This window comes from Bradyrhizobium viridifuturi, assembly GCF_001238275.1.
Lineage (GTDB): Bacteria > Pseudomonadota > Alphaproteobacteria > Rhizobiales > Xanthobacteraceae > Bradyrhizobium > Bradyrhizobium viridifuturi.
In genome coordinates, this window is sequence record NZ_LGTB01000003.1 from 219,625 (window position 1) to 237,965 (window position 18,341).

The 18,341-nt window shown below is 65.1% G+C and carries 17 protein-coding genes and 1 pseudogene; 8 read left to right on the plus strand and 10 right to left on the minus strand.

Features of this window, described 5'->3' with window-relative positions:
* Positions 1-7: 7 nt before the first annotated feature.
* From folK to ALC15_RS04620, 5 genes are all read right to left on the minus strand, one after another.
* On the minus strand, positions 8-499 hold the full coding sequence (gene folK / locus ALC15_RS04600) for a 2-amino-4-hydroxy-6-hydroxymethyldihydropteridine diphosphokinase (protein WP_050626255.1): 492 nt from the start codon (positions 497-499) through the stop codon (positions 8-10).
* A gap of 4 nt (positions 500-503) precedes the next feature.
* The gene (gene folB, locus ALC15_RS04605) at positions 504-884 is read right to left on the minus strand and encodes a dihydroneopterin aldolase (protein WP_050626256.1); all 381 of its coding nucleotides are present in this window, start codon (positions 882-884) and stop codon (positions 504-506) included.
* Positions 881-1,738, minus strand: coding sequence for a dihydropteroate synthase (gene folP / locus ALC15_RS04610; protein ID WP_050626332.1), 858 nt, complete (start codon positions 1,736-1,738; stop codon positions 881-883). Before folP ends, folB begins: the two co-directional genes overlap by 4 nt.
* 99 nt (positions 1,739-1,837) lie before the next feature.
* Positions 1,838-2,245, minus strand: a complete 408-nt coding sequence (locus tag ALC15_RS04615) for a DUF4332 domain-containing protein (protein ID WP_050626257.1) — start codon at positions 2,243-2,245, stop codon at positions 1,838-1,840.
* A 55-nt stretch (positions 2,246-2,300) separates the two neighbouring features.
* The gene (locus tag ALC15_RS04620) at positions 2,301-2,666 is read right to left on the minus strand and encodes a hypothetical protein (protein ID WP_016841849.1); all 366 of its coding nucleotides are present in this window, start codon (positions 2,664-2,666) and stop codon (positions 2,301-2,303) included.
* Positions 2,667-3,005: 339 nt separating this feature from the next.
* On the opposite strand from ALC15_RS04620, the gene ALC15_RS04625 reads away from it, so the two are divergent.
* Together ALC15_RS04625 and ALC15_RS04630 are read left to right on the plus strand one after the other, a co-directional pair.
* Entirely contained in the window at positions 3,006-4,628 is a 1,623-nt protein-coding gene (locus ALC15_RS04625) for a helicase HerA-like domain-containing protein (protein ID WP_050626258.1), read from the plus strand.
* Positions 4,629-4,721: 93 nt separating this feature from the next.
* On the plus strand, positions 4,722-6,122 hold the full coding sequence (locus ALC15_RS04630) for a M20/M25/M40 family metallo-hydrolase (RefSeq protein ID WP_050626259.1): 1,401 nt from the start codon (positions 4,722-4,724) through the stop codon (positions 6,120-6,122).
* Between the two features lie 104 nt (positions 6,123-6,226).
* Here the strand turns inward: ALC15_RS04630 and ALC15_RS04635 are convergent, their stop codons facing one another.
* Both ALC15_RS04635 and ALC15_RS04640 read right to left on the minus strand, forming a co-directional pair.
* The gene (locus ALC15_RS04635; RefSeq protein ID WP_050626260.1) at positions 6,227-7,006 is read right to left on the minus strand and encodes a class II aldolase/adducin family protein; all 780 of its coding nucleotides are present in this window, start codon (positions 7,004-7,006) and stop codon (positions 6,227-6,229) included.
* A gap of 168 nt (positions 7,007-7,174) precedes the next feature.
* Positions 7,175-8,824 (minus strand): glycosyltransferase family 39 protein, encoded by a 1,650-nt coding sequence (locus ALC15_RS04640; protein ID WP_050626261.1) that lies wholly within the window; start codon positions 8,822-8,824, stop codon positions 7,175-7,177.
* 339 nt (positions 8,825-9,163) lie between these two features.
* Here ALC15_RS04640 and ALC15_RS04645 point away from each other — a divergent pair, with 339 nt between their 5' ends.
* A complete protein-coding gene (locus tag ALC15_RS04645) occupies positions 9,164-10,042 on the plus strand; it encodes a hypothetical protein (protein ID WP_050626262.1) in 879 nt (292 codons plus the stop codon).
* 183 nt (positions 10,043-10,225) lie between these two features.
* Positions 10,226-10,639: a Ros/MucR family transcriptional regulator gene (locus ALC15_RS04650; protein ID WP_050420182.1), complete on the plus strand. Its 414-nt coding sequence runs from the start codon at positions 10,226-10,228 to the stop codon at positions 10,637-10,639.
* Between the two features lie 3 nt (positions 10,640-10,642).
* Here ALC15_RS04650 and ALC15_RS04655 read toward each other — a convergent pair whose 3' ends face one another.
* On the minus strand, positions 10,643-11,074 hold the full coding sequence (locus ALC15_RS04655) for a SufE family protein (protein WP_050626263.1): 432 nt from the start codon (positions 11,072-11,074) through the stop codon (positions 10,643-10,645).
* 119 nt (positions 11,075-11,193) lie between these two features.
* Positions 11,194-11,571: a DUF5330 domain-containing protein gene (locus ALC15_RS04660; protein WP_050626264.1), complete on the minus strand. Its 378-nt coding sequence runs from the start codon at positions 11,569-11,571 to the stop codon at positions 11,194-11,196.
* A gap of 434 nt (positions 11,572-12,005) precedes the next feature.
* On the opposite strand from ALC15_RS04660, the gene ALC15_RS04665 reads away from it, so the two are divergent.
* Positions 12,006-13,817: a PAS domain-containing sensor histidine kinase gene (locus ALC15_RS04665; RefSeq protein WP_050626265.1), complete on the plus strand. Its 1,812-nt coding sequence runs from the start codon at positions 12,006-12,008 to the stop codon at positions 13,815-13,817.
* A gap of 7 nt (positions 13,818-13,824) precedes the next feature.
* Positions 13,825-14,574, plus strand: coding sequence for a peptidoglycan-binding domain-containing protein (locus tag ALC15_RS04670; RefSeq protein ID WP_050626266.1), 750 nt, complete (start codon positions 13,825-13,827; stop codon positions 14,572-14,574).
* A 66-nt stretch (positions 14,575-14,640) separates the two neighbouring features.
* Here ALC15_RS04670 and ALC15_RS04675 read toward each other — a convergent pair whose 3' ends face one another.
* Positions 14,641-16,284: an ankyrin repeat domain-containing protein gene (locus ALC15_RS04675; RefSeq protein ID WP_050626267.1), complete on the minus strand. Its 1,644-nt coding sequence runs from the start codon at positions 16,282-16,284 to the stop codon at positions 14,641-14,643.
* Positions 16,285-16,509: 225 nt separating this feature from the next.
* Here ALC15_RS04675 and ALC15_RS04680 point away from each other — a divergent pair.
* Positions 16,510-16,853: pseudogene (locus tag ALC15_RS04680) on the plus strand (DUF1491 family protein).
* 367 nt (positions 16,854-17,220) lie between these two features.
* Positions 17,221-18,327 carry an NADH:flavin oxidoreductase gene (locus ALC15_RS04685; RefSeq protein ID WP_050626268.1) on the plus strand — a complete coding sequence of 369 codons (1,107 nt, stop codon included), beginning with the start codon at positions 17,221-17,223 and terminating at the stop codon, positions 18,325-18,327.
* Positions 18,328-18,341 lie beyond the last annotated feature (14 nt).

The window sequence follows — 18,341 nt, forward strand, 5'->3', positions numbered from 1 at the left end:
TCGGCTTTTAATCGAGGTCCGCAAGGCGGAAAATACCGTCGGTCGAGACGTTTGCCAGCGCATCCGCGACGCGGTGGCCGGCAATGACGCGGTCGGGGGCGATCTCGGCCAGCGGCACCAGCACGAAGGCGCGCTCGAACAGACGCGGGTGCGGCAGCGTCAGTTCCGGCTTGTCGAGTGTGACGTCGTCATAGGCGATCAGGTCGAGGTCGAGGGTGCGCGGCCCCCAGCGCTGCTCGTTCTTGCGGTCGCGGCCGAATTTGGTTTCGATCTTGTGCAGCGTGAACAGCAGCGCATGCGGATCGAGGCTGGTGTCGATCTCGATGCAGGCATTGATGAAGCTATCCTGCTGCTGATCGCCCCAGGGCGGCGTCGAGTAATCCGACGAGCGCGCCACGAGCGCGGCCTGCGTCATGCCGCAGATATTGGCGATCGCCTTGCGGAACGTCGTGCGGACATCGCCGACATTGCCGCCGAGTGCGATCAGGACATCGGCCATCAGGTCAACCGTGAGGCAGCGGGTGGCGCGAGCGGGTCAGCACCACGCCGACATCGTCGAAGATCGCCGCGATCGGTGCATGCGGCTTGTGCACCGTGACCTTGACCGCCCTGACGCGCGGGAAGGTCGCCAGGATGTCCTCGGCCACCGCGCCGGCGGCGCGCTCGAGCAGCTTGTAATTGGTGTTCTTGAAGGCCGACGTCGCGGTCGCCACCACGTTGGAATAGGAGACCGTGTCGGAGAGGCGGTCGGTGCGCGAGGATTCCGAGAGGTCGGTGTAGAGCTCGAGGTCGATGACGAAGCGCTGTCCGACCTCGGTCTCGTGTTCCATCACGCCATGGCGGGCATGGATGACGATCCCGGAGATGAAGATCGTGTCGGTCATTGCTGTCCCTCGATTGCCGCGGCGACCCGCAGCGCCTGAACGGTTTCGGCGACGTCATGCGCGCGGATGATGCGGGCGCCGTTCTGCGCCGCGATCAGGTGCGCGGCGAGCGAGCCGCCGATCCGCTGTTGCGGCTCCGATGGCACCACCGTGCTGATGAAGCGCTTGCGCGAGGCGCCGACCAGCACCGGCAGGTGGAATGCATCGAGCTCGGAGAGGCGCGCCAGCGCGATCATGCTCTGCTCCGGCGTCTTGCCGAAGCCGATGCCGGGATCGAGCACGATCCGGTCGGATGCGATGCCGGTGCGCGCCGCGATATCAAGCGAGCGTTCGAAGAATCCCGTGATGTCCCGCATGATGTCGATCGAAGGATCGGCGCTCTCGCGATTGTGCATGACGATCACCGGCACGCCGCGTGCAGCGACGACGCCCGCCATGCCGGCGTCGCGTTGCAGGCCCCAGACGTCGTTGGCGATCACGGCGCCCTGGTCGAGCGCCCAGGCCACCACCTCGGATTTCATGCTGTCGATCGAGACCGGTACGCCGAGCGCGATCACCTCGGCCAGCACCGGCTTCAGCCGCGCCATTTCTGCCTCGGCGGTGACCGGCTGCGAGCCGTAGGGGCGGGTCGATTCCGCGCCGATATCGATGATGTCGGCGCCCTCGGCGACGAGCCTGCGGGCCTGCGCCAGCGCCTGCTCCGGTGCGATGAACTGTCCGCCGTCGGAGAACGAATCCGGCGTCACGTTCAGGATACCCATGACCGCCGGATAGGGCCGCGACAGCAGCGCCGGCAGCACAGCTGATACGGCCGGGCCGGTCATCGCCGACGCTATGGGCTTGATCGCCGTCATGCGGTGGCTTTGCGCTGACCGCAGCGGCAAGTCAAGGTGTCGCGATGATGGCCGGCGCCGGCGGTGCCGAATGCCGTTAAGGCAGGCTAATAGGGGATGCTAATAGGTGATTTTGGGAGGCAGCTTGCGTGCCTCTTCAATCAGCAGCTCGACTGACTTCTCCGACGGCATCACGCGGACGAGCTTCCGCCGCACGTTGGCGTCCTTCATGCTCTGTGCCAGCCGTGACGGGTTGCGATGGGCGAGCTCGCGCACCGTGGTAACGCCGGCGGCGCGGACCAGGCCGACCTTCGCCTTACCCATTCCGGGAATCCGCATATAGTCGGAGATGTTGGCCCATTCGAGCAGTTGTTGTTCGCTGATCCCGGTCTTGGAGGCGAGCGCCTTGCGTCCCTTGACGGTGCGGGCGGCTTCAAGCAGCGCGTCGGTCGTGCGGATACCCTGTGATTTCAGTTTGGTGGCGCAATAGGCGGACAGGCCTTCGATCTCGGAGAGGGGGTATGTCATGATACTCGTATGCAGGTAGAAGGGAGCGCGCGTGCAAGGGCGTGGGGAGAGTGCTTCAGGCAAACTGGCTGAGGCCCGGCGTCCCCGAGATGATCTCGCCCATTTGATCCGCTCCGATTTTGTCGCGACCGAACCTGAAAAGTTCACGCGCGACGTTCTGAATTTCACTCATGCTCAGGCCAAGCGCCATCAGCCGGGTGCCGACAGCCATCAGCCCGCCGCCCATCAACCGCGATAGACCACCGCTGTTGTTGGAGGCGGCGATTGCCGCTTCGGCGCCGGGGATTTGGTCGATCAGAGCCTGAACTTTGTCGGAAGGTCCCTCGTTACGGAGGAAACCCAGAACGATGCCGATGGTTTTTTCAGCGACAGCGCCATCGATGCCGGCCTTCGCGGCCAGCTGTCCAACCAGTTCGTCCATCTTGCCCCGCCTCAACCGGACTTTGCCGTATCGTTCTTGAGGATTTATCTTGAGCGCCTGTGTCACGAAATACAAGCGATCCGCGCATTTCAGTTCGTATTCTTTTTCGATCGCGCCGTGACTGTGGCCTCGCTGCAAGAGTGAGCGGCGGATTCACACCATCTTGTCGCAATGCGCAATGCCTTTCGTCACTTTGCCGGGAATAAAATATGAGGAACTGCTGGCGCGACAATATACGCCGGCATCCGCCGACGGTTTCAATCGAACGGCAAGATGCAATATGATGCCCTCGGTTCGAATGGATCGATCCGATTTAAATCTGCGTTAAGAGGCGAAGCGATGGCGACCTCCGACAACAAATTGGCCGATACCGACGAGAAGATTTTTGTCGGCAAGGGCGAGGAGACAGCCTGGTTGACGCTGGCGCTGGCCAATCGGCATGGCCTCGTCACCGGCGCGACCGGAACCGGCAAGACCGTCTCGCTTCAAGTCATGGCCGAAGGGTTTGCGCGCGCCGGTGTTCCGGTTTTCGCAGCCGACATCAAAGGCGATCTCTCCGGTATCTCTGAAGTCGGCGAGGCCAAGGACTTTATAGTGAAGCGGGCCCAGCAAATGGGCTTGACCTTCCAGGCGGATCAATTCTCGACCGTATTCTGGGATGTGTTCGGCGAGCAGGGCCATCCGGTGCGTGCGACCGTCACAGAGATGGGACCGTTGCTGCTGTCGCGGATGCTCGATCTGAACGACGTGCAGGAGGGCGTGCTCAATGTTGCCTTCCGCGTCGCCGACGAGAACGGCCTCACGCTGATCGACATGAAGGATCTGCGCGCGCTGCTGGATGCGATCGCGCCCGACGGCAGCAAGAAGGGCGCCGACGACGGCGAGGACCCGTTGGCGTCGATCCGCAAGGCCGCGCAGAGCTACGGCAACGTGTCCAAGGCCACCGTCGGAACGATCCAGCGTCAGCTGCTGGTGCTCGAGAACCAGGGCGGCGCAAAATTCTTCGGCGAACCGGCGCTGACCTTGAAGGATTTCATGCGGACCGACCGCGACGGGCGCGGCATGGTTAATATCCTCGTCGCCGACAAGCTGATGCAGAGCCCGCGGCTTTACGCCACGTTCCTGCTCTGGATGCTGTCGGAACTGTTCGAGGAATTGCCGGAGGCCGGCGACTTGCCGAAGCCGAAGCTGGTGTTCTTCTTCGACGAGGCGCATCTCCTGTTTACCGATGCGCCCAAGGCGTTGATGGACAAGATCGAGCAGGTGGTGCGACTGATCCGCTCCAAGGGCGTCGGTGTCTATTTCGTCACGCAGAATCCGATCGACGTGCCGGACAAGGTGCTGGCGCAGCTCGGCAACCGCGTGCAGCACGCGCTGCGCGCCTTCACGCCGCGCGACCAGAAGGCGGTCGCCGCGGCCGCGCAGACCTTCCGGCCCAATCCGAAGCTCGACACCGCGCGGGTGATCATGGAGCTCGGCAAGGGCGAGGCGCTGGTCTCGTTCCTCGAGGGCGGCGGCACGCCGTCGATGGTCGAGCGGATCATGGTGCGGCCGCCGTCGGCGCGGATCGGACCGATCACGCCGGAGGAGCGCAAGGCGATCATGGATGCGAGCCCGGTGAAGGGCAAATACGACACCGCGATCGACGCCGAATCCGCCTACGAGATCATCCAGAAGCGTTTGTCGGGTGCTGCGGCGCCGGCCGAGGGTGGCGCCGGCGGTGGGGGTGGCGGCATCCTCGGCGAGATCGGCGCGATCGCCGCCACGATCTTCGGCACCAATGTCAAGCGCGGCCGGCTCTCGACCGGGCAGGTGATTGCGCGCAACGTCACGCGCTCGGTGACCGACAAGGTGGTCGGCGGCGTGGTCGCAGATCTCGGCAAGTCGGTCGGCGGTTCGGTTGGCGGCTCGATCGGCCGCGCGCTGGTGCGCGGCGCGCTCGGCGGAATCCTGCGCAGGTAGCATCGCGACGACCTGACCGGAGGCAACCAGCTTTGCCTTCGCCGGTTGCCGCGCTACAACGTCGGCAATGTCCAAACAAAAAGGATATCCGCGATGTCCAACGCCAAGCTGCAGCCCGTTCTCGACCGCATCGATGCCGATTTCGACAACAGTCTCGAGCGGCTGTTCACGCTGCTGCGGATCAAATCGATCTCTGCCGATCCGGCCTTTGCCAACGACTGCAAGGCGGCCGCCGATCATCTCGCCAAGGATATCGCAACCCTCGGCTTCAAGACCGAGGTGCGCCCGACCGCCGGCCATCCGGCCGTGGTCGGCAAGCTGAATGGCTCGACCGACGGGCGCCCGCACGTGCTGTTCTACGGTCACTATGACGTGCAGCCGGTCGATCCCTTGAATCTCTGGCATCGTCCGCCGTTCGAGCCCGTCGTGACCGACCATGCCGATGGACGCAAGATCATCGTCGCGCGCGGCGCCGAGGACGACAAGGGACAGTTGATGACCTTCGTCGAGGCCTGCCGCGCCTGGAAGAATGTGACGGGATCGCTGCCGGTCGACATCACCATCGTCATCGAGGGCGAGGAGGAGATCGGCTCGAAGAATTTCGTGCCGTTCCTCGAGGCGAACAAGGCCGAGCTCAAGGCCGACTTCGCGCTGGTCTGCGACACCGGCATGTGGGACCCCAACACGCCGGCGATCACCACCTCGCTGCGTGGCCTGGTCTATGACGAGGTCAAGATCAAGGCCGCCAATCGCGACCTGCATTCCGGCGTGTTCGGCGGCGGTGCGCAGAACCCGATCCGGGTGCTGACGCGGATCCTCGGCGGCCTGCATGACGACAACGGCCACATCACCATCCCCGGTTTCTACGACGGCGTGAAGGATTTGCCGCCGGACATCCTGGCGCAGTGGAAGCAGCTCAACCTGACGCCGGAAAGCTTCCTCAAGCCGATCGGCCTTTCGGTGCCCGCCGGCGAAAAGGATCGGCTCCTGATCGAACAAGTCTCATCGCGGCCGACTTGCGACATCAACGGCATCATCGGCGGCTATACCGGCGAGGGCTCGAAGACGGTAATCGCGGCCGAGGCGTCGGCGAAGGTCTCGTTCCGCCTGGTCGAGGGACAGGATCCCGAGAAGATCCGGCAGGCGTTCCGCGATTATGTGAAGTCGCGCGTGCCGGCCGACTGCAAGGCCGAGTTCATCGATCATTCCTCGGCGCCGGCGATCGCGCTCGACTGGAACATGAAGCCGCTGGCGGCAGCCCGCCGCGCGCTGACCGACGAGTGGGGCAAGGAGGCGCTGCTGATCGGCTCCGGCGCCTCGATTCCGATCGTCGCCGACTTCAAGCGCACGCTCGGCCTCGACAGCGTGCTGGTCGGCTTCGGGCTCGACGACGACAACATCCATTCGCCGAACGAGAAGTACGATCTGAAGAGCTACCACAAGGGCATCCGCTCCTGGGCGCGGATCCTGGCCGCCTTCGCCGACACCAAATAGGCGAGAGGCCCCGAACGTGAAAACGCCGCCCGGAATTGGGCGGCGTTTTGATTCCGATAGTGCAGAGGGTGTTGGCGGATAGCCTACCCGAAGATTGTGAAATTTCAATCACGGTAACCGGGGTTGACCCGGTCGAGCTTGCGCAGCAGCGGCGGCCAGACCAGCTGGGTCGAGCGCAGCTCAGCGCGGTCCGGGTTGGAGAGCAGCTCGGTGTTCTTGTCGATCGCGAGCTGGTCGACCGGGTAGGCGATCGGGCCGAGCGCACGGGTCGCCACCTGCATCGAGCAGGCGCGCTCCAGATGGTACATCCGCTCGAAGGCGGAGGCGACCGAGCGGCCGACCGTCAGCGTGCCGTGATTGCGCAGCAGCATGTGGTTCTTTGTGCCGAGATCGCGCTGCAGGCGCGGGCGCTCGTCATGATCGAGCGCGATGCCTTCATAGTCGTGATAGGCGAGATCGTGGGTGACGAGCTGCGCGGTCTGGTTCAGCGGCAGCAGCCCGTCGGGGCCGCTCGACACTGCTGTACCGTCGATGGTGTGCAGATGGAGCACACAGCCGGCGTCCTCGCGCACCTCGTGGATCGCCGAATGGATGGTGAAGCCGGCCGGGTTGATGCTGTAGTCGCTCTTCGAGAGCTGGTTGCCGTCGAGGTCGACCTTGACCAGGCTCGACGCGGTGATCTCGTCGAACATCAGCCCGTAGGGGTTGATCAGGAAGTGATGCTCGGGTCCGGGCACGCGGGCCGAGATGTGGGTGTCGACCAGATCGTCCCAGCCATAGAGTGCGACAAGCCGGTAGCAGGCGGCGAGATTGATCCGCTGCTCCCATTCCGCCGCGCTCATATCCGACGGCACTTCCTTCAGGCGCGCTTCCGCTGGCGACATGTCGATTGCTCCCTTGATGGCTGTTTCCTGCGTCGAACCTAGCGTCGGCGCCGGATCGCGACAAGGCAGCGTAAGGGCGTGACAGTCATGTCAGCATGCGGCGGCTGGCCCACGATCCGGGAGATCATGCTCCGGAAATGGGCAGGAGCGTAACGAACGTGCTTTGCGCTACGGCGCCGGGATCGCCAGCAGGCTCGAGATGCTGCGGCCGCGGATGTCGTAGACGCGGGCGAACACGACGTCGTCGCGCTTGATCTCGACCATCACGGGCGCGGCAAGACCCTTGCAGTAGAACTCGCCGAGCGTCATCGCGAAGTCGGCGGCATTGCTGTCCCAGCCGATCGTGAAGTCGGGCCCGAGCGCGACCTGCGCGGGGCGCTGCGGTCCGCACACGGCGACCTTCCACTTGCGGTTCTGCGGCGGCACTTCCTGCCGCTCCGCCAGCTGCTCGCGCAGCCCGTCGGAGGCCTGCTTCAGCGCCAGGCCCCAATAGTCCAGCATGAAGAAATTGTCGGCGGTCCGTACCGTGCCGGCGATGTGGTTGAAGTGGGTGTACTGGTACGGATGCAGGCGGATCATCTCGCTGAGCGGCAGCAGCAGGCCGAACGCGAACACCGCGAGCGCCGCCGGCTGCCAGGCGCGGCGGTTCTCGCCGAGCCAGTCCATGCCGCGGGCGAACGCGACGCCGCCGAGCACCGCCATCGGCGGAATCACGAAGATGAAATGGCGGATGCCGTTGTAGAGCGCCGGCCGCTTCACCATCGCGATCACCAGCGGCAGCGTCGCCGCCAGCGTCAGCATCAGCATGATCGACTTGCGCTTCGCGGTCACATCGTTGCGCGACAGCGACATGAAGGTCGCGATGACCGCCGCGGTCAGCAGCACCAGCAGCACTTCGGGAAGCTGCAACGCGAACAGCGTGGGCAGATAGGACCACGGCATGTCCGGCACCGACACCAGCGCGCCGTCGAACATCTCCTTCCACGGCTTCTCGAAGAAGTGCGAGAAATAGGTCACCGCTTCCAGCGGATGGCCGGGCTCCATGATCGACCACGGCCAGATCAGGCCCATGACGAGATAGCCCAGCACAAGCCCCGGCAGCAGCACATAGACGACATGGGCGAAGCGGTGGGTCGCCTCGCGCGTGCCCTGCTTGCGGACTTCCTCGATGAAGAGCGGGATGAAGCCGATCACTGCGTAGATCAAAGCGAGGCCGCCGAGCACGCGGCAGCCGATCGACAGGCCGGCACCCAGGCCCACGATCAGGATCGTGCGCGGCGACGGTGCCGGATATTCCTCGAACAGGCGGACGAGACCCAGGATCAGGACGATCATCGCCACGGCGAACGGCGCGTCCTTCGGGTTCATGAACATGTGGCCGTAGAAGGTCGGGCACAGCGCCAGCAGCAGCAGCGCCGCCAGTCCCGCCAGCGGGCCGCCGACACGCCGCGCCAGGCGCCAGGTTACGGCAAGCCCGATAACGCCGACGACGGCGCCGAGCAGGCGGCGCGTCTCGAACAATTCGAGCGGAATGATCTTGTGCAGCAGGGCGGCCGCCATGTCGAAGCCGCCGCCGTACATATAGAGGTTGGCAAACGACAGCGCGCCGGTGTCCTTAAAGCCGGACCCGTACATGCGGAGCAGGAGGTCGGCATATTCAGCGTGGGTGTAATCGTCCCAGCCAAGACCGTAATCGCGGAAAGTGAGGCCGGCGACCACCGCGACCACGCCGAGGACGAGGAATGCGAGATCGTCGCAGGTCTTCTCCACGGAGCGCCGCGCAGGCGCCTCGATGGCAGACGTCGTGATCGATGACATAGCTAGTGGTACCGGCGTGCCTGTGGCCCAGTTTGGCGCTTTAGGGCCTCATTCCCCGGCATCCATAGCGCAGTTCCGTTTCCGAGTAATTGGTAATTGTGGCGTAATTTCCCAGATGCGTTGCAATAAATTGGCAGCAATTCGTAGCCAGTAAATCTACGGAAGCGGGTGCCGGGGCGGCGCGATGTGACCCGCGAGGACGACGCGCGTTCGCGCGGTTAAGCGGGATTTTAGGGAACTCTGCCTACAATTGGCGGTTGGCGGTGTGGGCAATATGACGGTATCGTGGCGTTGGTGGCCCACACCGATTTTCGGTCGGGTCTTCCGGGGGTTAGTTCAATGAAGGTTGGTCTGTTGGTCGTCGGCGCGGGCCTGGTTGTGGTGGGCTTGGCGGCGGTCGGCTTGGGAATCCCCAACAAGGAATTCAGCGTCGGCGGTACGTTGATCACGACGGGCGTGACCGGCGTGTGCACGGGCGCAATCGTGCTGGCGCTTGCCGCCGTGCTCGGGGAACTTCAGGTCATCGCGGCGCGGCTCGAGCCGGGTGCCGCCGGCGCCAGGATTGAGCTTCCGCCTGCAACTTCCCCGCGCAATGCCCCTGACGATGCGGTGTTCCCGCCGCCGCGTGAGCCGAAGGTCGCCGCACCCCCGCCGGTCCCGCCGGCCGCGGGCGCGACGCCGCCACCCTGGCACGACGAACTCGCCACGCGCAGTGCGCCAGCCGAGGCATCGCCGCCCGCGCCGGGCACAGCGCCTGCGGATGGCAGCGCGCCGCCGAAGCGGCGCAACCTGCTGTTCTCCTCCTCGCGGAAGGAGCGTGAGCGGACCGAGGCACGGGCTGCCGAGCCGCTGACGCCGGATTTGCTGTCGGCGGAACTGCGTCCGGGTCCCGCCGCGGCGGCCGACCCCGCGCCGGCAACGTTCGACGACGCATGGCCCAAGGCCGATCGGCCGAGGTCGGTCGACGTCGCGCCGCGGCGCGGCCCACGGGCGCCATCGACCTTCGGCGAGGCGCAGTCGGCGGCCGCGTCGCCGTCATCAGGCCATCCGCCGCCGCCGCAGGAGCAGCCCCCGGTGACCGTGCTCAAGTCGGGCGTCGTCGACGGCATGGCCTATTCGCTCTATTCGGACGGATCGATCGAAGCGCAGATGCCCGAGGGTATGATGCGGTTTGCCTCGATCGACGAGCTCCGCTCGCATCTGGAGCAAAGGCCGTAGATCTACGGCAATACTTGCGAACAGCCGGCGCGAAGTCTAAGACACGGCTGTTGTTGTCAGATTTTCTGTAATCCGCTCATATTCGCGAAGTAGTACGCGATTCTGTTGATGTATTGTTGCGCGCGGATACTGCCCGAACGGCGTGCGGCGCCGCGCCGTCGAGAGCACGGGGAAGGTTGAGCCATGTCCGATACATCAGGCAAAACGCCGGTCGAGCTGACCGCCAACATCGTTTCGGCCTATCTCAGCAATAATCCGACGCCGGCCTCGGACATCCCGAACCTGATCGGTCAGGTCCATGCCGCGCTGCTGCGGGTGTCGAGCGGCCGCAGCGATATGCCGAGCGAGCCGGCCAAGCCTGCGGTGTCGATGAAGAAGTCGATCACGCCGGAATATCTGGTGTGTCTCGAGGACGGCAAGCGATTCAAGTCGCTCAAGCGCCATCTGCGCACCCAGTACAACATGACCCCCGAGCAGTATCGCGACAAATGGGGGCTGCCGGCCGACTATCCGATGGTGGCGCCGAACTACGCGGTGGCGCGATCGCAGCTGGCCAAGAAGATGGGCCTCGGCCAGCAGGCGCGGAAGCGGAAGTAACACCTACGCGGCGGACGCCAGCGCCTCGCGGGCATCGTTGCGGATGCGATCGACCATCGAGCGCAGGCCGTTGGAGCGCTGCGGCGTCAGATGGTCGCGGAAGCCGAATTCGTCGAACAGCGCGAGCGCATCGGTGTCGAGGATCTGCTGCGGCGTGTGCCCGGAAAACAGCGTCAGCACGATTGCGACCAGGCCGCGCACGATGTGGGCGTCGCTGTCGCCGATATAGATGAGGCGCGGTTCGCCATTGGCATCGCGCTCGATCCGCTTCGACAGCCAAACCTGGCTGACGCAGCCCTGCACCTTGTTCTCGGCCGAATGCTCCGCCTCCGACAACGGCTCAAGCGTGCGGCCGAGCTCGATGACGTAGCGGTAACGGTCGTCCCACTCGTCGAGCAGCGCAAAATTGTCCCTGATTTCGTCGATCGTCGTCATCGTGGCCCGCGTCCTGTCCTCAGGGGCTTATATAGGAAGGCGGGCCGCGAAAGCGATGAAAATGGAACCGGTTCCCTGCGGTTTTGACGTGTTTTCCTGGCGCGAACCGGTACCCGTGCTCACGGCATCGGCGGCGGGTGGAATTCGATCGCCTGGTCGTCGGCAGTCAGCGTGTCGCGGGATGCCAAGGCTTGATCGGTATCGTCGTTGCCGATGGATCCGGTGTGATCGGGCTTCTTGTCGGTGATCATCTGGTAAAGCTTGCGCGCCCCGTCGGTCGCGCGCTGGCCGATCGCGGTCGCAGCCTGGCCACCGACTTCGCAGGCCGACGGCTGACGCTTGCAGAACTGACCCATGTCGTTGATCGTCGCGGTCGCGGCCGACACCGCGTCCGACGCGCTGATCTGCGGCGTCTTGTCGGCTTCTGGTGTTTTGTCTCTCGGCAGCAGCACGAGCACAAGCCCGAGCCAGAATGCCAAACGCAGCAGGAAGAACATGGCGCGATCCCGGTCGTCTATCTTGTCTTTTGCTTCTTCGCGGTCGATGCCGCTGTTTGCCTCAGAGTTAGCATCGGTCGATAAATCGGAAGTATCTGCATTGAAGTAAATCCGCCGAAAAATCGCGGAAAATTCGCCTGAATTGATTCGCCGTAAATTTTCGATTGATGGCGGCTTTTGGCTGCCGGAGACCGCGGCTGCGCCGCGTCCACCATTTCGAAACCATAGCTGGTCGCGCCCGGAAACCAGCCGTTCACCATCCCTGACAAATGAGCGGTGAATGGCAGCCTCGAAGCCTCGCCAATGCACGGTGTTTGGCGGCAGGCCACCCCGCCTTAGCGTTCGCTTAAGTTCGCTCTGACACGTTGACCTGCAATCACGAAGGAGGCGTTCCGGCGCGTCTGTCTTGACGATTGAGCCGAAGCGCGAGTGCTGTGAGTAGTTTGAGTCTGATCCGCGATTGCCTGGATGCGTTGCTGCATCCGTCGGCGCAATATGATGCGCTGACGCGTGCGCGCCATCGTGCCTTCATGGCGCCGCGACTGCTCGGCAGCCTGGCGGCGCTGGCTTCGTTCCCTGCCTTTCTGGCGATGCGCGGCGCACCGACGGCGATCGAGGTCGCGGCGTTCGCCTGGCTGATCGCACCGATCCTGCTGTCCTGGTTCCTGTCGCGCACCGGCCGCTATGAGGGCGCCCATGTGCTGTCGTCGCTGGCGCTGGCTGGTCTCGTGATGATGGTCGCGGCGTCGACCGGCGGCATCGCGTCGTTCGCCGCGGTGTGGCTCGTCGTGATTCCGATCGAGGCGGCGCTGTCGGCGTCGCGGCGCGTGGTCGCCTTTGCGTTTGCGCTGGCGATGATCTGTGCCGCGCTGCTCAGCGTGCTTGCACATTATCACGTGCTGCCGGCCGTCGATCCCGCGGTGGCGTCAAACGGCACGCTGGCCGGTTTCGGCGTGGTGTCGGCGATCTTCTATGCCGCCGGGCTCGCCTTCGGCGCCGAATCGCTGGCGCGCACCAGTGTGGCTCTGCTTTATGTCGAGGAAGAGCGCTACCGCCTGCTCGCGCATAACATGAGCGACGTGCTGTCGCGGCATAGCCGCAACGGCGCGGTCCGCTTCATTTCGCCCGCGGCCGAGCTCATGCTCGGCGTGCCGGCATCGCGGCTGGCGGGCCACGGCCTGTTCGACCGCGTGCATGTCGCCGATCGCCCGGCCTATCTCACCGCGCTGTCGGACGCCGCGCGCGGCGAGTCCCGCAGCGTCGAGTTCCGGGTGCGCCGAGAGAGTGCGCGGGGCGAGGCTGCCGCCGAATTCATCTGGGTCGAGATGCGCTGCCGCGCGCTCGACCAGAGCTCGGCCGACGCGGAAGTCGTCGCCGTGATGCGTGACGTGACCGATCGCAAGGTGCAGGAGCAGGCGCTCGAACAGGCGCGCAACGCGGCCGAGCAGGCCGACGCGTCGAAGACGCGCTTCCTCGCCACCATGAGCCACGAGCTGCGCACCCCGCTCAACGCCATCATCGGCTTCTCCGAGATGATCGCGCAGGAAGACGTGCTCGGGCTCGACGCGGCGCGCCGCAAGGAATACGCCCAGCTCATCAACGACTCCGGCCAGCATCTGCTCTCGGTCGTCAACGGCATCCTCGACATGTCGAAGATGGAGTCCGGCAATTTCGAGATCTCGCCTGAGCCGTTCGCGCCGCGGCCGGCGCTGCTCAATTGCTGCAATCTGGTGGCGTTGAAGGCGCGCGAGAGCGGCGTCGACCTCGTCACCCGCGTGCCCGACGACCTGCCAATCGTGAACGGCGATCCGCGCGCCTTCAAGCAGATCGTGCTCAACCTGGTTTCCAACGCCATCAAGTTCACCGAGCGCGGCGGCAAGGTGACGGTGTCGGCCGGCGTCGAGGGATCGCGACTATTGCTGCGGGTCTCGGACACCGGCGTCGGCATCGCCGCCGACGATCTCAAGCGGCTCGGCGATCCGTTCTTCCAGGCCGGCAAGACCTATCAGCGCCGCCACGAAGGGACCGGCCTCGGCCTGTCGATCGTCAAGGGTTTGGTCGGTCTGCACAATGGCGAGATGAATGTGGAGAGCAAGGTGGGCGAGGGCACCATCGTGTCGGTTGCGCTGCCGCTGGCGTTCACTGCGCCGGCCGCCGTCGAGCCGGCCAGCAATGTCTCGACGCTGAAGCCCGCGCTGCGATCCGGTCTCCAAGAGCAAACCCATCAGGTGAAGAAGAGTGCCTAGACAGACTTTGGACGATGATGAAAAGCCGCGCCGTCGGCGCGGCGCCAAGGCAGTGGCCATCGCGGCCGAGGAAGAGCGCGGCCTCGTGCTGCGCTTGCTGCTGCACAGTCCGAAGGACCTGATCGCCGGCGTGCTGGCCCTGTCTGCCATCGTTGCGATCCTGATCAATGCGCTGTTCCTGCAGGCCGGCCGGCATCCGTCACCGATGTTCGGCGGCTCGGTGGTGACGCTGCCGCCGCCGCCTCCGGCTGTCGCGGCCGCCAGCCCGATGCCGCGCCCGCGTCCCGCCGAGGCTGCCGCCCGATCCGTCGAGCCGGCTGCCATGGAGCCGTCCAGGCCGGTCGACGTGAAGCCGGTGGAGACCAAGCCGGCCGAGACCAGGTCCGTTGAAGCCAAGCCGGAGCCGAAGCCGGTTGAAGCCAAGCAGGTCGATCCGATGGCCAACCTGGTGCTGAAGTCGACCGCCGCGCCGCCGGCGGCCGCACCGACCCCGGCCGCCGCGCCATCCAGCGTCATGCGTCCGCCGGCGCCGATCCCGACCGCACATCTGAGCCCGGCCGGCAAACGCATCGCCGCGGTCCAGCGGACGCTGACGGAGTATGGCTACGGCCAGCTCAAGCCGACCGGCACGATCGGTGTGGACACCCAGCACGCGATCGCGAAGTTCGAGCGCGCCCGCAAGCTGCCGGTGACCGGCCAGATGTCCGATCGTCTGGTGCGCGAACTCGGCACGATGATCGGGCACCCGATCGACTAGTGCTTTTCTCTCGTCATGGCCGGGTGTCATCCGGCCACGACGGCTCTTCTTCGCGTTGAACTGGCCTCAGACTGCTTCGCCCAGCAGAACGTCCCTGACCTCGTCCGAGAACAGCTTCTTGCGGCCGGCAAGCAGCACCCATTCCGGATCGTCGCGATCCGGTGTGGCGTGCGGCATGCCGTGATCGAGCAGCGCCTGCGCGCAGCCAGCCCAATCGCCGCCGCCGATCGGTTCATTGCAGGAGGCCCACGACAGCGAGCCGGACGCGTTGTCGCCGAAGCCGTGCTGCTCGGTCCACTCGGCACCGTGCTCGAGCAGGAAGCGTGTCAGCCCGGCGTTGCCGCGGAACACCGCGTGATTGAGCGCCGACGCATCCCAGTCGCCGGCGCGCACCGCAATAGGCCAGCCGAGCTCGACCATCAGCCGCACCGCTTCGTCGCCGCCCGCCGCGGCGAGTTCGGGGAGCAGCCGCAACTGCTGTGGTGAAAGCGAAGCCGGGAGATCGGGCCGGCCGGCCTGGATCCGCCGCGCCTCGATCGCGTTGCCGCTGCTGCACGCCGCGACGAACCGCTCGTCATCGGCGAGCATCTCCTCACCAGTGCGCTCGCGCAGCAATTCCGCGACTTCGGTCAGGCCGAATTGCAGGGCGTAGCGATAGGCGCTGAGGTCATCCGGCGTCGTGACGTGCGGGTCAGCGCCGGCGTCGAGCAGGGTCGCAATGCACTTCCGCGACCGCCGTCGCCGGATCGCCCACATCAACGGTGAGCCGCAATCAGTCAGCGGCGCATTGCGGGCAGGTTCGTTCGGATTGCCGCCGTGCCGGAGCAGCAATTCGAGCGCCGGCACGTTCTCGTCGTCGAGCACCTTGTACATCGCGTTGGTGCCGGCGATCCGCGCGCCATGTTCGAGCAGCACGCCTGTCGTCAGGGAGCCCTCGAGCGAGTGGTACAGCGATTCATTGTCGTTCGGATCGGCGCCGGCTTCGAGCAACAGCCTGGTCAACTCGAGATCGTGGTTTTGCCCGGCGGCGCCATATAGAGCCGACAGCGGATTGCTGTCGTCGGGCGCGTCGAGCGATCCTGGCGGCCAGCGGCTGCTGATGCGCTGGTCGGGATCGGCGCCGGCTTCCAGCAGCAGGCGCGCGCAGCGATGCAGCTGCGCCCGAAACTCCGGAGTCTGCAGAAGGCTCGAATGCGTCACCGCGACCAGTGGCGGTAGTTTTAGAGGTCCGCCGGGACGATTGACCCATGTGGGATCATGGGCAGCGGTGCGCCGCAGTGTCTCCTCGTCGCCAATAGCGCAAGCGAGATAGGGATCGTCGGCTGCGAGACCTGGATCCTCGGTGAGCACCCGTATCGCAACACGCGGGTGCGCGCGATCGCTGGTGCCGGCGACATCAGCGGCATAGACCAGTTGCAGCCATCGCCGCACGCGGTCGGCCTTGCTTTTGCCGGGCGGCAATTGGGCTTCGACATAGCGCCGCAGGTCGGGCCATGAGGCGAAGCCGAGATCGCGCGCCACGCAGGACTGCGCGTCATGGAGCCGCAGATCGAGTGCGTCGAGTTGAGCGTCGCTGCGTCCGGCCGCCGCCGGAAGCGCCTGCCGAAAACGGGCGTAAGCCTCCGGCGCCTGCCGCCGGTAAAGGCGGATCAGCTCCTTGGCCTGCTTCTTCAGATGTTCGAGATTCAATCGCGCGGGCGATCGGTTCATGGCAACCTCCGTGCATCATCGCCGATGGTCCACAAAACCGGCTGCACAAAGGCTTGGTTGGCCGCGTATTTGGTGCAAGTGGGTTCAACCCTTCCCGTGGACCCGGGTGCGGCTTGCACCGCAGATGCAAGGATATGGGCGAGCATTGTATCGGTCAACCCGCCGCTCCGTGACATCATCTGTGACAATTGGACGTGGCCGCGCCGCTGGCCTATAGGTCGGCGCATGCGATTGAAAACCAGCATATGGGTGGCGGCGTATCTGCGCCGCTGCCAGACCGAAGGCGTGTTCGGAGCGGTCCGCAAGAAGGGCGCCGAGGAAGCCGGCGCCGTGTTCGTCAAGGTGGCGCTGATGGACGGCAACGCGATGCTGTATGCGCCGGCGCCGCAGACGGTCTATGACGACAGCCGTCCGGTCGAGCGCTTGTTCGTAGCGACCGCGCCGCAGCCGGTGTCCGAGCCGTCGGTCGAGGAGCGGTTGACCAAGGAGCTCCGCTTCGATCCCGACGCTGGATCGTCGAGACTGAAGACCGCGCCGGGCGGCATTTTCTCGATCTGGCGAAGGCCTAGGCGCAGCCTCGGCTGCCGGGGAAGCAAGGCGCATTTGATGGCCGCTTGCTCCACGGCGGCGGCGCAAATCCCGACATCCAACGACCTCATGATCGGACCAGATCTCGTCGAGTCCTTTGGGATCGCGCGACGTGGCCAAACGAAGCTGCGGTCGATCGGTGTGGTGCACCGATGCACAGCCGTTGTCGAGCAAAGCGTAGTCCCGTTCAGCAATCTGTGACCCTAGGTACGCTGCCAAGGGCCGAGCCGGTGAGCGCATCCGCGTGAGTCGGCCGGCGTATCTCAGACGATCAGGCGAGCGAACGCCTGATGACGGCTTGCATCAGTGCACTCTGGTCGATTGTCTCTCGCGCCCCGGAAACATCCCATGTCCAGCCTTGACGTCCTGTTCAGATCCTACCGCCTGAACGCTCTCAATCTGCCGAACCGTGTCGTGATGGCTCCGATGACGCGGTCCAGGTCTCCGGGCGGCGTACCCACCGCCGAGGTCGCCGGCTATTATCGGCGCCGCGCAGAGAACGGTGTCGGTCTCATCATCACGGAGGCAACAGGGGTTGGTCGTCCGGCTGCACTCAACGAGCCCGATATGCCCCGCTTCTACGGCGAGGCGGCACTGGCTGGCTGGAAGAAAGTGGTGGACGAGGTTCACGCGGCAGGTGGGCGCATCGTGCCGCAGCTGGTTCATGTGGGGCATAAGGTCTCGAGCGCGGTGCCCGACTGGACACCCCCTGCGCCCTATGAAAGTCCCCCGGGGCTTTCAGTGACAGGCGAGCGCGTCAATCGACCGATGAGCGAGGCCGACGTGGCCGACATCATCGACGCGTTCGCGAAGGCGGCAATGGATGCCGAGCGGCTCGGCTTCGACGGCATAGAGCTGATGGGGGCGCACGGCTATCTCATCAATCAGTTCTTTTACGACCATCTCAACTTGCGCGACGACGAATACGGTGGCTCGACGCTCATCGAGCGTTCTCGCTTCGTGGTCGAGATTCTGAACGCAATCCGGTCGGTGGTGGCCTCGGGCTTCCCGGTGATTCTCCGCCTCTCGCAATGGAAGCCGAAAGACTTCAGTTCACAGTTGGCCGCGACGCCGAAGGCGCTGGAACAGTGGCTTTCCGTCCTTGTCGACGCTGGAGCGGATGCCTTCCACCTCTCGCAGCCGAAGTTCTGGCTGCCCGCTTTCCCCGAAATCGATCGGGAACTGAACCTTGCGGGCTGGGCGAAGAAGCTTACGGGAGTCACCGCGATAACCGTTGGCGCCGTTGGCCTGTCCGGTGACGTGTACGCGTCTCTTGCGGGCGAGAGCGCCCAATCCACGCCGCTGGACGGGCTGCTGAGGCGGCTGGAACGCGGCGAGTTCGACCTGGTCGCGGTCGGACGCGCGTTGCTGCAGGATGCCGCCTGGCTTGAGAAAGTACGGCAAGGTCGCGAGATCGCCGAGTTCACGCCGGCTGCGTTCGCCAGCCTGAGTTAATCAACGGGTGGCGG

Coding starts and splice junctions, on each gene's coding strand:
- folK (WP_050626255.1), bottom strand. CDS start 499: ATGGCCGATGTCCTGATCGCACTCGGCGGCAATGTCGGCGATGTCCGC.
- folB (WP_050626256.1), bottom strand. CDS start 884: ATGACCGACACGATCTTCATCTCCGGGATCGTCATCCATGCCCGCCAT.
- folP (WP_050626332.1), bottom strand. CDS start 1,738: ATGACGGCGATCAAGCCCATAGCGTCGGCGATGACCGGCCCGGCCGTA.
- ALC15_RS04615 (WP_050626257.1), bottom strand. CDS start 2,245: ATGACATACCCCCTCTCCGAGATCGAAGGCCTGTCCGCCTATTGCGCC.
- ALC15_RS04620 (WP_016841849.1), bottom strand. CDS start 2,666: ATGGACGAACTGGTTGGACAGCTGGCCGCGAAGGCCGGCATCGATGGC.
- ALC15_RS04625 (WP_050626258.1), top strand. CDS start 3,006: ATGGCGACCTCCGACAACAAATTGGCCGATACCGACGAGAAGATTTTT.
- ALC15_RS04630 (WP_050626259.1), top strand. CDS start 4,722: ATGTCCAACGCCAAGCTGCAGCCCGTTCTCGACCGCATCGATGCCGAT.
- ALC15_RS04635 (WP_050626260.1), bottom strand. CDS start 7,006: ATGTCGCCAGCGGAAGCGCGCCTGAAGGAAGTGCCGTCGGATATGAGC.
- ALC15_RS04640 (WP_050626261.1), bottom strand. CDS start 8,824: ATGTCATCGATCACGACGTCTGCCATCGAGGCGCCTGCGCGGCGCTCC.
- ALC15_RS04645 (WP_050626262.1), top strand. CDS start 9,164: ATGAAGGTTGGTCTGTTGGTCGTCGGCGCGGGCCTGGTTGTGGTGGGC.
- ALC15_RS04650 (WP_050420182.1), top strand. CDS start 10,226: ATGTCCGATACATCAGGCAAAACGCCGGTCGAGCTGACCGCCAACATC.
- ALC15_RS04655 (WP_050626263.1), bottom strand. CDS start 11,074: ATGACGACGATCGACGAAATCAGGGACAATTTTGCGCTGCTCGACGAG.
- ALC15_RS04660 (WP_050626264.1), bottom strand. CDS start 11,571: ATGTTCTTCCTGCTGCGTTTGGCATTCTGGCTCGGGCTTGTGCTCGTG.
- ALC15_RS04675 (WP_050626267.1), bottom strand. CDS start 16,284: ATGAACCGATCGCCCGCGCGATTGAATCTCGAACATCTGAAGAAGCAG.
- ALC15_RS04685 (WP_050626268.1), top strand. CDS start 17,221: ATGTCCAGCCTTGACGTCCTGTTCAGATCCTACCGCCTGAACGCTCTC.